Here is a 13,407-nt window from a genome sequence, read left to right on the forward strand (position 1 = left end):
ATTCTGTTGTCATGGTGGCAAAATGGGCGACTCGCAGTTACTGGAAAGGATCACGCTTGAGCATCAGGCTATCTCTTTTAACCGGATGTGGGGCTCCAGCGCGCTGTACTATCACTGGCACCAGTGCGTGGAATTTCTTTATATTTCTCAGGGCTATGGCATCGTTGTGGTTGATAACCAGCATTATACCGCCCGGCCAGGACGGCTGTTTATCTTCCCGCCGTTTCGCCTGCATAAAGTGCACGTTGATGACGGCGAACGGAATCATTATCACCGTTCTACCATGCACATTGAGCAGTCGGCGGTAGAAAGTACCCTGCAACAGTTTCCCCGTTTTCAGGCGCAGTTTTCTCGCCTTGCCGCCTCCGGTGCGCCCGCTCAGGCTATCGATCTTCACCAACACGCTGACTATATGGAAACCATTCTGACGCGATTTGCGGCGCTTGACTGCCGGGAGCACTATCCGGCGGATGAGGTTGCCTTTCTGGTGATGCAGATAATGTCACTTTTGCCTGAACAATCGGCAGAGAACCGCCCGCAGCAGCAAACGGCGTCGGCACAAATCATGCAGTGGCTGGAGGAGCATTATGGGGAGAAGTTTTCGCTGGAGGCGCTGGCGGGCGATATCGGGCTCTCACGCAGCTACACGTCACGGATTTTCCGCCAGCAGACCGGCGGCAGCATTCATGAATATTTACTGACGCGCCGGCTGAAGCGCAGCTGTGATTTGCTGCGCACCAGTGAGATGAGCGTGGATGCGATTGCGACGAAGGTCGGTTTCCAGGACGTGACCTACTTCATTACCTGCTTTAAGCGCATGATGCATCAGACGCCGTTGCAGTATCGCAAGCAGGCCCGCCTGCGTATCAGCGTGCTTTGACTGCCTCTTTTCCTTTCAGTAGCTTGCGGACCCACAGTCGGTTTGGACTGAGACCAGCGAGCGTGGTCGCATCCAGCGGCAGAGGTTCATTACTCATCTGTGAGGCGAGAACTTCCGCCGCCAGCGGGGCAGAGCACAGCCCGCGGGAGCCCAGTGCGCCGAGCATAAACAGATTTTTGTGAACCGGCGCCGTAGGCGCGTGCTCCACGTCCTGCGCAAGCGTGGCGTAGCTTTCAAGGGTTTGCAGGTAGTCCGGCACGTTGCCGATCATCGGCAGGTGATCGCGGGTGGCGCAGCGCACGCCGCAGCGGGCTTTGCCCTCGCTGATATCGACTTCCTGCGGCCATTGCGCGTGCGGGAAACAGTCGATCAGACGCTGGCGATTGCGCTGCTGATCTTCCTCACTGTAAGCCATTTCCGTCTGTCCGCGATGATAGCTGGCACCGATGCAGTGCTGCTGAGTGCGTGGATTATGCGGCGTCAGATAGCCGTCATAGCACAACACCTGGCGTAACCTGGTCAGCTCAGGCGATGTGGGAATATGGCTGACCTGGCCGCCAACGGCGTACACCGGAAGGTCTGCGGTTTGTGTGAACTGGCCGATCTGATGCCCGTTGGCGAGGACTGCGCTTGCGTGGTGCTGCTTTTTACCGTCGGCGAAGTGCAGCGTCCAGCCGCTTTCCGTTGCTTCGAGATTTTCACAGCGGTGGTTCCAGCGCACGGTCAACCCGTTTTTACAGGCCAGCTCAATGGCTGCTGCCGTCAGCTGCGCCGGGCACAGCCAGCCGCCAAGCGGATACTGAATGCCTGAACACCCGGTTTCGAGGCCGATGCTGTTCAGGGCGTTTTCTGCGGTGACTTCTGCGGCGATTTCCGCCGGCAGGCCGAGCGTCAGCATCCGGGCAATTTTCTGCGCGCTTTTTTCATCCCAGCCCAGCTGTGTCACGCCGCACCAGTCATGGTCAAACTCAACGGGAAGCGCATCGTACAGGCGGCGGGCGAAGGTAAACGCCGCTGGGAAGAACCTCGCCAGCGCCGGATCGTGAGCGGTTAATAAAGGATAAAGCGCGCCCTGACGGTTGCCGGATGCGCCCTGTGCCGGAATGGCGTCTTCACAATAGAGCGTGACCTGCCAGCCGCGGCGAAGCAGCGCGAGGGAGAGCATAGCGCTGGCAATGCCGCCGCCGATAAGGGCCGTTTCTCTGGTTTCACTGCCCGTGCGGGCAAACCATGGCGCCCGGGGCTGTGCTGGCTGCGAGTCGTCACGATATCCGGTAAGCATTTCCCGTTTGCGGCCAAAGCCTTTGCTCTTTTGCATGCAAAAACCGGCATCAATCAGGCCACGGCGCACAAATCCTGCGGAAGTGAACGTCGCAAGCGTGCCGCCCGGGTGTGCCAGTTTGGCCATGGCGTTAAACAGCGTCGGTGTCCACATGTCCGGGTTTTTTGATGGCGCGAAGCCGTCGAGGAACCAGGCATCCACCTGCTGATGGTGAGAATCGTCGAGCGTGTCGACCAGTTCGTTGATGTCGCCAAACCACAAATCGAGCGTGATGCGCCCTTCATCGAGCAGTAAGCGGTGGCAGCCGGAGAACGGCAGTGGCCAGAGGGCCTGGAGTTTCCCGGCAAGCTCTGCCAGTTCAGGCCAGTGCTGATGCGCGAGCTTAAGATCGTCCAGGCGCAGCGGGAATTTTTCAAAACTGATGAAATGTAACCTTTGCAGCGTAGCCTCAGGGTGCGAGCCGCGAAACGCATTAAAGGCCTGCCAGAGCGTCAGGAAATTCAGTCCGGTACCGAATCCGCTCTCGGCCACCACGAAGTGAGCGCGATCGTGGCTGGCGAAGCGTTCAGGTAACCGGTTACCGCCCAGAAAAACGAATCTTGTCTCTTCCAGACCGTTATCGTTGGAAAAGTAGACATCATCGAAATCTCGGGAAACAGGTGTACCCTCATTGTTAAATTCGAGGTTGGCAGGTTGTATGGCGTTTTGTTTCACGTAAGTTACTCGCAAGGCAAGGCGTGGGGCGATCTTAGCGATGTGTGCCTGGCGGCGCAAATTTATACTTAAATTGTCTGATCGGACTTGTTCAGCGTACAAGTGTACGCTATTGTGCGACTCGACACTTTAATGAGTATGACTTACAGAGGTATTGAATGAAACGTGCAGTGATTACTGGCCTGGGTATCGTTTCCAGCATCGGTAACAACCAGCAGGAAGTCCTGGCATCCCTGCGTGAAGGTCGCTCTGGGATCACTTTCTCTCAAGAATTCAAAGATTCTGGTATGCGTAGCCACATCTGGGGTAACGTCAAACTGGACACCACGGGCCTGATCGACCGTAAAGTGGTTCGTTTCATGAACGATGCCTCTGTGTATGCTTTCCTCTCCATGCAGCAGGCTGTTGAAGACGCTGGCCTGAAAGCAGAAGATTATCAGAACAACCCGCGCGTAGGCCTGATTGCCGGCTCCGGTGGTTCTTCTAAAGCTCAGGTATTCGGCGCTGACGCAATGCGTAGCCCGCGTGGCCTGAAGGCAGTCGGTCCCTATGTTGTGACCAAAGCCATGGGCTCTGCGGTTTCCGCGTGCCTCGCAACGCCGTTTAAAATTCACGGCGTGAACTACTCCATCAGCTCTGCTTGTGCCACTTCCGCACACTGTATCGGTAACGCAGTAGAGCAGATTCAGCTGGGCAAACAGGACATCGTCTTTGCCGGCGGCGGCGAAGAACTGGGTTGGGAAATGGCCTGTGAGTTCGACGCAATGGGCGCACTGTCAACCAAATACAACGAAACGCCGGAAAAAGCGTCCCGTACTTATGATGCGAACCGTGACGGTTTCATCATCGCAGGCGGCGGTGGCATGGTCGTGGTTGAAGAACTGGAGCACGCGCTTGCTCGCGGCGCACATATTTATGCAGAAATCGTTGGTTATGGCGCAACGTCCGATGGTGCTGACATGGTTGCTCCATCCGGTGAAGGCGCGGCGCGCTGCATGAAGATGGCGATGCACGGTGTTGATACCCCAATCGACTACCTGAACTCTCACGGCACGTCTACGCCGGTAGGCGACGTGAAAGAGCTGGGCGCAATCCGTGAAGTCTTCGGTGACAACAGCCCGGCAATCTCTGCAACCAAAGCCATGACCGGTCACTCTCTGGGTGCTGCAGGCGTGCAGGAAGCTATCTACTCTCTGCTGATGCTGGAACACGGCTTCATTGCCCCAAGCATCAACATTGATGAGATGGACGAGCAGGCCGCTGGCCTGAACATCGTCACCCAGCCGACCGAACGCCAGTTGAACACCGTGATGTCTAACAGCTTCGGCTTCGGTGGCACCAACGCCACGCTGGTCATGCGTAAGCTGAAATAAGACTCAGGTCTGAACATGAAAAAGGAGCCGAATGGCTCCTTTTTTTACGTCTGAATGCAGCGATGCAGGCGACAATCAGGATGCGTAGCGTTGCACCTCTGGTTGTTCGAACAGCTGTCTGTGCAACATCTTCACGGCGCTATCGGCGCTATCACCGGGAAGCAGAACGCTGAGATTGTTCTCCCCTGCACCATGGCAAATCATGCGTACTGCGTAGCCTTCCAGCGGGGTAAACACGTCCCGACAGATGCTTTCGGACTGCGAAAGCTGATGGCCGACCAGCGTCATCAGCGCCAGCCCGCTTTCTATTTCCAGCTGGCAATGCGCCGCGAGCTTGGTCTGTAAGGATTCGAGCAGCATGCTGTCATCGCCGGAGGTTGCGCAGGTAGCGTCGAGAATCCAGGCTATGCCGCTTTCCGAAGTGCTCACCAGCTCCGCCTGCAGGTTATGCTCGGCCAGCAGAGAAAAAATACGGGCGTTGAAATCTACCGCAGGCTGCGCGTGCGGACGGCGGCATTTCACCAGCGTTTGCTTGCGGCGGACGGCAAGCGCCCGGTAGCCTGAAGGATTGTCTGTTTCGCGACAGACCAGCGTGCCGCCTGCGTCAGGGTTTTTACTCGATCCTACAAACACCGGGATATTTTTACGCATGGCGGGCATCAGCGTTGCCGGATGCAGCACCTTCGCACCGTAGGCCGCCATGTCGCTGGCTTCACTGAACGAAAGCTGCCCGATGCGCTGCGCCTGGGGCACGATGCGTGGGTCGGTGGTGTAGATCCCGGCAACGTCCGTCCAGATATCCACCCGGCGTGCGTTCAGCGCTTCACCAATCAGAGAGGCGGTGTAATCGCTGCCGCCGCGGCCAAGCGTGGTGGTATGCCCTTCAGCATCACTCCCGATAAAGCCCTGGGTGACGACAATGGCCGTTTCCAGATGAGGCAGCAGCCGGGTTTGTACCTGCTGCGCAATCATCGCCACGTCCGGTTCCGCGCAGCCAAAATTCGCGTCGGTGCGAATCACTTCCCGCGCGTCCAGCCATAGAGCATTCGCTTCGCGTTCGCGCAAAATCGCCGTGAACAGCTGGCTGGAGAGAAGTTCCCCATGGCTGACAAGCTCATCGCTCAGAGAAGGCGAAGCCGTCACCGCAGCCTGTTCAGCAAGAGCTGAGATGTTGCCAAGCAGCGCATCAACCGAGAGACGGACTGCGTCAGGTTTTTTCAGCGAGGAGAGGATGCCGTACGTGAGCGTACGAAGCGTCTCGATTTTGTCGATGCGATCCTGGGCCGTAAGCCCTTCGGAAAGCGAGACCAGAAGGTTGGTTACGCCTGAGGAGGCGGACAAAACGACTACACGGACTTGTTGATCGGCGAGGACGATACTGGCGCTGCGGTTCATTGCGTCAAAATCAGCAACGCTCGTGCCGCCAAATTTGGCCACGACAAAAGGGGAATAAATGCGTGTCATAACAATCTCATATCAGGGCGCCATCATGGATGGCAGAAAATTTCATTCTTGGCATAAGGGAAGCGTGCTTCGCCTTACGAGTGCTCCGCCCGCGGAGAACTCTGGTGACAACCCAGGAAATCTTCCTGTTGTCGATAACGTGTTTCGCCCGTCACACGTTACCGGTGTTTGCGCATTAATTTTTTATTACAACAACTGGATTATTAAAGCCGGGGGATAGTAAGTGATTTATTCCCGCGATGCGATATTTTTATGCCGTTCTAAGATAAATGATTCTTAAACAAAATTTCCTGTTGATAAGTTGTTACAAGTTTAAAGGTAAAAATCCGTAAATAGTTTATGAATCCGCAACTGGCGTGTGGTTTCTGTTTGCCTTCCTTTATAGAGATCCGATTCGCTTAATTAACGACAGCTTTGTCGCCGTTTTTAAACTTTATCATTTAAGTTTCACCTTTTTGTTTTTGATTTATAAGGGGAAATTTTGTTTTGTAACTACGGGAAATTAATGATTGAGTCCGTTGTCAAAAGGGCATATATTAGCCGCGCCTTTTTTAGGCCAATCCCTTAACTATTATTCAATCCGGCGTCAGGTTAGCCGCGGTTGTAGGAGTGATATGATGACGGATAAAGTCCGTATTGATACTTTAAGTGCTTATTCATTACCGCAGAGCAATGATACCTATTTAACAAGACAGGCTGAGTTTGAGTCTAATGTCAGGAGCTATCCGCGTAAGCTGCCATTGGCGATTGCCAAAGCGCTGGGCGTCTGGATTACTGATGTAGAAAATAATCAATACCTTGACTGCCTTGCAGGTGCCGGAACGCTGGCCCTGGGTCACAATCATCCCGATGTGATTCAAAGCATTCAACGTGTCATCACAAGTGGCTTGCCGTTACATACGCTCGATCTGACTACGCCATTAAAAGACGAGTTTTCCGCTTATCTGCTCTCCCTTTTACCGGGCCAGGGCCGCGAATATTGCCTGCAGTTCACCGGCCCATCCGGTGCCGATGCGGTAGAAGCGGCGCTGAAGCTGGCGAAAAAAGTGACCGGTCGCTCCGGCATTATCAGCTTCTCCGGTGGCTACCACGGCATGACTCACGGCGCACTCTCTGTGACAGGCAACCTGTCGCCGAAAGAAGCCGTCAGCAACATGATGCCGGAAGTACAGTTCCTGCCGTATCCGCATGAGTACCGCTGCCCGCTGGGCATTGGCGGCGAGGCGGGCGTGAAAGCGCTGACTTACTATTTCGATAACCTGATTAACGACGTTGAAAGCGGCGTGCGTAAGCCTGCGGCGGTGATCCTTGAAGCCGTTCAGGGCGAAGGCGGCGTTAACCCGGCTCCGGCGGAGTGGCTGCAGCGCATCCGTAAAGTGACTCAGGAACACGGCATTCTGCTGATTATCGATGAAGTGCAGGCGGGCTTTGCGCGTACCGGTAAGCTGTTCGCTTTCGAACACGCTGGCATTGAGCCAGACATCATCGTGATGTCAAAAGCCGTCGGCGGTGGCCTGCCGCTGGCCGTACTGGGCATCAAGAAACAGTTTGACGCCTGGTCTCCGGGCCACCACACCGGCACCTTCCGCGGTAACCAGCTGGCGATGGCCACTGGCCTCACCACGCTGAAAATCCTTAAGGAAGAAGGCATTGCTGAACAGGTTGCCGCGAAAGGCGAGTGGCTGAAAGGTAAGCTGAAAGAGCTGCAAAAACGCTATCCGGTGATTGGCCACGTGCGCGGTCTGGGCCTGATGATCGGCATTGAGATCGTTAAGCCAAACGAAGCACAGGATCACATGGGCTGCTACCCGGCGGACGGTGAGCTTTCTGCGCTGCTGCAGAAAAAATGCTTCGAAGGCGGGCTGATCCTTGAGCGCGGCGGCCGTAACGGCTGCGTGCTGCGTCTGCTGCCATCGCTGCTCATCACCCGCGAAGAGCTGGAAATCTTCCTCGATAAATTTGAAAACGCCATGCTCAACGCTGGCGTGAAGCCGGTTTGACAGGAGTCGGAACGCCAATGTCAGAAGTGAACCCAATTCTGTCCGGGTCGGCGCAGAGCGTTGCCGCCTATCAGGAAGCGATCGAGCAGAGCACCCGGGCCGTTGTTGAATGGCTGAAGCAGCCTGAGATGTACCAGGGCAAAACCGTGGAGCAGCTGCGCGAGCGTATTCAGCTGGCGTTTACGTCGGAGGGCCTGGGCAACCAGGCCGCCATCGAGCGCGCCGTAGAGTATTTTCTGAAAGACAGCCTGTCGGTGCATCATCCGCAGTGCGTGGCGCATCTGCACTGCCCGAGCCTGGTGATAAGCCAGGCCGCGGAAGTGCTGATCAACGCCACCAACCAGAGCATGGACTCCTGGGACCAGAGCCCGTCGGCAACCATTATTGAGGTTAAACTCATTGAATGGCTGCGAGATCGGGTAGGGTATGCGGCAGGCGACGCGGGTGTGTTCACCAGCGGCGGCACGCAAAGCAACCTGATGGGGCTGATGCTGGCGCGTGACGCCTTCTTTGCCCGTCAGGGTCACTCCGTTCAGCAGCATGGCCTGATGGGGAACCTCAGCAAGCTGAAGGTGTTCTGCTCCAAAGAAGCTCACTTCTCAGTGCAGAAGAATATGGCGCTGATGGGGCTGGGCTACCAGTCTGTGACGCAGGTGGAAACCGATGCTTTCTCGCGCATGGACGTTACCGACCTGAAAGCCAAACTGGCGCAGGCGAAAGCGAACGGCGAACAGGTGATGGCGATTGTGGCTACCGCCGGCACCACCGACGCCGGTGCCATCGATCCGTTAACGGAAATTGCTGCGCTGGCCAGTGAAGAAAACATCTGGATGCACGTGGATGCGGCATGGGGTGGAGCACTGCTGCTGTCTGAGCACTATCGTCACTATCTGAACGGTCTGGAGCTGGCGGATTCGGTTACGCTCGACTTCCACAAGCAGTTCTTCCAGACCATCAGCTGCGGCGCCTTCCTGCTGAAAGACGCCCGCCACTACGAGCTGATGCGCTATCAGGCGGCTTACCTGAACTCTGATTTTGACGAAGAGCACGGCGTGCCGAATCTGGTGTCGAAATCCCTGCAAACCACGCGCCGCTTTGATGCCCTGAAGCTGTGGATGGGCCTTGAAGCGTTGGGTAAAAAGCAGTACGCCGCCATCATTGATAACGGCGTGACGCTGGCGCAGCAGGTTGCGGAATATGTGCAGGCACAGCCTGAGCTGGAACTGGTGATGACGCCGCAGCTGGCAAGCGTGCTGTTCCGCTTCCGCCCTGAGCAGCAGGATCCGGCTTTTGTCGCACTGCTGAACCAGCGTATCGGGGACGTGCTGCTGGCCTCCGGGAGCGCTAACGTGGGCGTGACGGAAGCGAACGGCATAACCTGCCTGAAGATGACGCTGCTGAACCCGACCGTTTGCCTCGACGACGTCAAGGTATTGCTGGCAAGCGTAAAAGAGACGGCGCAGAAACTCCTTACTGCCTGATTCATCCCGGCGGTATCAACGCCAGCCTCAGGTCATTGACCGGGCTGGCGTTTTTTTATGCCTGCTAAATGACTATCCACAGCAGAATCACCACCACGATTGCCGCGATAAGCATCAGGCCCGGGCGGGCAGACATCGCTTTCATCTGTTCAATAAACGGCGTGAACGGGTTATAAATCGGCTGAACATAGCGGGTGTCCAGCGTCTCCTGAGAGCGCTCAACGCGCCGCAGGAAGATCTGATTAAGCAAATCCTGGACCTGGGCTTGCGTCAGTACGGTGAGCGGTGCCGCCTGCCACGTCTGCTGAGCATAATCGCGCAGGGTGTTAAATTCCTGCGCGTCCAGCGGCTGCTTTAATGCTGCCTGAAGGCTGGTAAGCGTGGGAGCTGGCTGCTCGCTCAGCGTTTGACGCGCCTGTAGCCAGGTCATTAGCTGATTAAAATGCCTGGCGGGGATCAGCTCACCGGTTTTGACGCCGGAAAGTTCCAGCATCGACTGCCAGATGAGCTTACTGGATTCGCCCGTGGCGGCGGCCACTTTGGTGACCATCTGATTGAGCGTGTTGTGTTCGGCGGGCTGAAGCGGCCGGTCCGTTGCCGGACGCTGCTGCGGCTGCGGAATGGTCAACTGGTTGGTTTGCAGCAATTGCAAAACCGTTTTGAGCTGATCGGGCGTCAGCTGGCTCAGGGCAGTCTGACCAAACTGCTGACGGATAAAATCACTCACCGCCTGGCGATTGTTGCCCTGGCTCAGCAGCTCGGTGAGCTGGGCCACGACCTGACGCACTTCGTGACTTTGCTGGGCGCTGGCGAGGCGCTGGTTGAGGTTCTGCTCCGCCGCCGGGAAGTGCCTTGAGAGCAGCTGCGCATCGTTTTTCAGACCTAAATCGTGCTTCATGCCAGCCCACACCCCGGCGCTTTGCTGCGAGGTCAGCGCGATAAGCCGCGTGATCAGACGTTCCAGCACCGTGCGCTGCTGCGTGGAGAGCGGCTGGTCGCCGAGCTTGCTGGTGGGTGGTGCTTCCCCCGGAGGGCGGGCGGGCAGACCTGAAATGGGTTGCGTCATGATAAATCCTGCATGTCCGTCGGTGTTCTCAAGGCTCAGTGTTACTGGCGGCAAGATTATGGCACACTTCCCCGGTTAACTCTCGTTTCAGACAGGTACAGTACCGTGAAAATCCTTGTTGATGAAAATATGCCCTATGCCCGCGAGCTTTTTAGCCGTTTGGGCGACGTAAAGGCGGTTCCGGGCCGTCCGATTCCTCAGCATGAGCTGGATGACGCTGATGCCCTGATGGTGCGTTCGGTTACCAAAGTGAATGAATCGCTGCTGGCAGGGAAAGGGATAAAGTTTGTCGGCACCGCAACGGCGGGTACCGATCATGTCGATGAGAAGTGGCTGGCGCAGGCCGGGATCGGCTTTTCCGCAGCGCCCGGCTGCAACGCCATTGCCGTAGTGGAATACGTCTTTTCCGCGCTGCTGATGCTGGCCGAGCGCGACGGCTTTGCCCTGAAAGATCGTACCGTGGGCATCGTGGGCGTAGGTAACGTCGGCGGTCGTTTGCAAAAACGTCTTGAAGCGCTGGGTATCCGCACCCTGCTTTGCGATCCTCCTCGCGCTGATAAAGGCGACGAAGGTGATTTCAGAAGCCTCGACGAGCTGGTCCAGCAGGCCGACGTCCTTACATTCCACACGCCGCTGTTTAAAGAGGGGCCTTATCAATCGCTGCATCTGGCGGACGAGGCGCTGATTTCGCGCCTGAAGCCAGGCTGCATCTTAATTAACGCCTGCCGTGGACCGGTGGTGGATAACGCCGCGCTGCTGAAATGCCTCAAGGCCGGGCAGAAGTTGAGCGTGGTGCTCGACGTCTGGGAGCCGGAGCCGGATCTTAATACTGAGCTGCTTTCTCTCGTCGACATTGGTACTGCGCACATCGCTGGCTACACCCTCGAAGGGAAAGCGCGTGGCACTACGCAGGTGTTTGAGGCGTACAGCGAATTTATCGGCAAGCGCCACCAGATTGCGCTTGAAACGCTGCTGCCAGCCCCGGAATTTGGTCGCATCACGCTGCACGGCGACCTCGATCAGGCGACGCTAAAAAGGCTGGTGCATTTGGTGTATGATGTGCGCCGCGATGATGCGCCGCTGCGGAAGGTGGCGGGGATCCCGGGCGAGTTTGACAAGCTGCGCAAAAATTACCTTGAGCGCCGCGAGTGGTCCTCTTTGCATGTCCTGTGCGATGACGCAAAGAGCGCCGAACTGCTGAAAAATTTGGGCTTCAACGCCGTTCATCACGCCGCGCGTTAATGTCTTCTTAATACGCCCTGCCAGATACTCTGGCGGGGCGGCTATTTTATTTCTGGAGTAAACCACCATGTCTGAAGGCTGGAATATTGCCGTACTGGGCGCAACGGGCGCCGTAGGTGAAGCCTTGCTTGAAACTCTTGCAGAGCGTCAGTTCCCGGTGGGCGAGATTTATGGCCTGGCGCGCAGCGAGAGCGCGGGCGAGGCGCTGCGCTACGAAGGCAAAACCCTTCGCGTGCAGGATGTTGCCGGATTCGACTGGACTCAGGTTCAGCTGGCGTTTTTTGCCGCGGGCGTTGAAGCGTCTGCTGCCTGGGCCGAAGAAGCTGCGAATGCGGGCTGCCTGGTGATTGATTTGAGTGGCCTGTTCGCTCTTGAGCCAGACGTGCCGCTGGTCGTGCCGGAAGTGAACCCGTTTGTGCTGGCAGATTACCGCAACCGCAATATTGTCGCGGTGCCTGACAGCCTGACCAGCCAGCTGCTGACTGCACTGAAACCGCTGATCGACGAAGGCGGTCTGTCGCGTATTTCCGTGACCAGCCTGATGTCGGCTTCCGCGCAGGGTAAAAAAGCGGTGGATGCGCTGGCAGGGCAGAGCGCCAAGCTGCTGAACGGCATTCCGATTGATGAAGACGATTTCTTCGGTCGTCAGCTGGCGTTCAATATGCTGCCGCTGCTGGTGGATCGCGAAGGTAGCGTCACCGAAGAGCGCCGGATTGTCGATCAGGCCCGCAAGATTTTGCAGGATGAAGGCCTGATGATTTCCGCCAGTTGTGTGCGTGCGCCAGTGTTCTACGGTCACGCGCAGATGGTTAACTTTGAAGCGATGCGTCCGTTAGCGGCAGAAGAAGCGCGTGATGCGTTCGAGCGCCAGGAAGATATTGCCCTGTCGGAAGCCACTGACTTCCCGACTCAGGTGGCCGATGCCTCCGGCTCTGCTCATCTCTCGATTGGCTGCGTGCGCAACGATTACGGCATGCCGGAGCAAATCCAGTTCTGGTCGGTGGCCGATAACGTTCGCTTCGGCGGCGCGCTGATGGCAGTGAAGATCGCCGAGAAACTGGTTCAGGAGTACATGTACTGATGTCTGAAGTGGAATCGCTGCCACGGTTTAAAATCGCGCTCGGTATCGAGTACGACGGCAGCAAATACTACGGCTGGCAGCGTCAGAATGAAGTGCGCAGCGTGCAGGAGAAGCTTGAAAAAGCGCTCTCCAAAGTGGCGAACGAACCCATCAACGTACTCTGTGCGGGGCGCACCGACGCCGGTGTCCATGGTACGGGGCAGGTGGTGCACTTTGAAACTCACGCTGAACGCAAAGATGTTGCATGGACGCTTGGAGTCAATGCCAATTTACCCGACGATATTGCCGTGCGTTGGGTTAAAGCCGTGCCGGATGATTTCCACGCCCGCTTCAGCGCGACCGCGCGCCGTTATCGCTACATCATCTACAATCAGCGGCTGCGTCCGGCGATTTTGGGCCAGGGCGTGACGCACTACTATCATCCTCTGGATGCCGAAAAGATGCAGCGTGCGGCCCAGAGCCTGCTCGGTGAGAATGACTTTACCTCGTTTCGCGCGGTGCAGTGCCAGTCGCGCACGCCGTGGCGAAACGTGATGCACATTAACGTTGAGCGTTACGGTGCTTATGTGGTGGTGGATATTAAGGCCAATGCCTTTGTACATCATATGGTGCGGAACATTGTGGGCAGCCTGATGGAAGTGGGTGCCGGAAACCAGCCGGAGAGCTGGATTGCAGAGTTGCTGGCAGCGAAGGACAGAACGCTGGCGGCAGCGACGGCGAAAGCGGAGGGGTTATATCTCGTTGCGGTGGATTATCCGGAACGTTTCGACCTGCCAAAACCGCCAATGGGCCCGCTGTTTTTAGCGGACTAATGCAGTCACTTA

The 13,407-nt window shown here is 56.8% G+C and carries 10 protein-coding genes; 7 read left to right on the forward strand and 3 right to left on the reverse strand.

Annotation, left to right across the window (positions count from 1 at the left end):
• Window positions 1-22 precede the first annotated feature (22 nt).
• A complete protein-coding gene (locus RTU33_RS03110; RefSeq protein ID WP_312625213.1) occupies window positions 23-880 on the forward strand; it encodes an AraC family transcriptional regulator in 858 nt (285 codons plus the stop codon).
• Here RTU33_RS03110 and mnmC read toward each other — a convergent pair.
• Window positions 867-2,876, reverse strand: a complete 2,010-nt coding sequence (gene mnmC, locus RTU33_RS03115) for a bifunctional tRNA (5-methylaminomethyl-2-thiouridine)(34)-methyltransferase MnmD/FAD-dependent 5-carboxymethylaminomethyl-2-thiouridine(34) oxidoreductase MnmC (protein WP_312625215.1) — start codon at window positions 2,874-2,876, stop codon at window positions 867-869. The two genes, RTU33_RS03110 and mnmC, sit on opposite strands and share 14 nt — an antisense overlap.
• A gap of 158 nt (window positions 2,877-3,034) precedes the next feature.
• Here mnmC and fabB point away from each other — a divergent pair, with 158 nt between their 5' ends.
• Window positions 3,035-4,249: a beta-ketoacyl-ACP synthase I gene (gene fabB / locus RTU33_RS03120; RefSeq protein WP_312625217.1), complete on the forward strand. Its 1,215-nt coding sequence runs from the start codon at window positions 3,035-3,037 to the stop codon at window positions 4,247-4,249.
• Between the two features lie 75 nt (window positions 4,250-4,324).
• Here fabB and lysC read toward each other — a convergent pair whose 3' ends face one another.
• The gene (lysC, locus tag RTU33_RS03125) at window positions 4,325-5,713 is read right to left on the reverse strand and encodes a lysine-sensitive aspartokinase 3 (RefSeq protein WP_312625218.1); all 1,389 of its coding nucleotides are present in this window, start codon (window positions 5,711-5,713) and stop codon (window positions 4,325-4,327) included.
• Between the two features lie 617 nt (window positions 5,714-6,330).
• Here lysC and RTU33_RS03130 point away from each other — a divergent pair.
• Entirely contained in the window at window positions 6,331-7,713 is a 1,383-nt protein-coding gene (locus RTU33_RS03130) for a diaminobutyrate--2-oxoglutarate transaminase (RefSeq protein ID WP_312625291.1), read from the forward strand.
• Between the two features lie 17 nt (window positions 7,714-7,730).
• Window positions 7,731-9,194, forward strand: coding sequence for an aspartate aminotransferase family protein (locus RTU33_RS03135; protein ID WP_312625219.1), 1,464 nt, complete (start codon window positions 7,731-7,733; stop codon window positions 9,192-9,194).
• A gap of 64 nt (window positions 9,195-9,258) precedes the next feature.
• Here the strand turns inward: RTU33_RS03135 and flk are convergent, their stop codons facing one another.
• Window positions 9,259-10,260 carry a flagella biosynthesis regulator Flk gene (gene flk / locus RTU33_RS03140; RefSeq protein WP_312625220.1) on the reverse strand — a complete coding sequence of 334 codons (1,002 nt, stop codon included), beginning with the start codon at window positions 10,258-10,260 and terminating at the stop codon, window positions 9,259-9,261.
• Between the two features lie 105 nt (window positions 10,261-10,365).
• On the opposite strand from flk, the gene pdxB reads away from it, so the two are divergent.
• From pdxB to truA, 3 genes are all read left to right on the forward strand, one after another.
• Window positions 10,366-11,502 (forward strand): 4-phosphoerythronate dehydrogenase PdxB, encoded by a 1,137-nt coding sequence (gene pdxB / locus RTU33_RS03145; protein ID WP_312625221.1) that lies wholly within the window; start codon window positions 10,366-10,368, stop codon window positions 11,500-11,502.
• A gap of 67 nt (window positions 11,503-11,569) precedes the next feature.
• Window positions 11,570-12,583 carry an aspartate-semialdehyde dehydrogenase gene (locus tag RTU33_RS03150; protein ID WP_312625223.1) on the forward strand — a complete coding sequence of 338 codons (1,014 nt, stop codon included), beginning with the start codon at window positions 11,570-11,572 and terminating at the stop codon, window positions 12,581-12,583.
• Window positions 12,583-13,395, forward strand: coding sequence for a tRNA pseudouridine(38-40) synthase TruA (truA, locus tag RTU33_RS03155; RefSeq protein ID WP_312625225.1), 813 nt, complete (start codon window positions 12,583-12,585; stop codon window positions 13,393-13,395). The genes RTU33_RS03150 and truA overlap by 1 nt, the downstream gene beginning before the upstream one ends.
• Window positions 13,396-13,407 lie beyond the last annotated feature (12 nt).

The sequence above is a fragment of the Scandinavium sp. genome (assembly GCF_032012665.1).
GTDB lineage: Bacteria > Pseudomonadota > Gammaproteobacteria > Enterobacterales > Enterobacteriaceae > Scandinavium.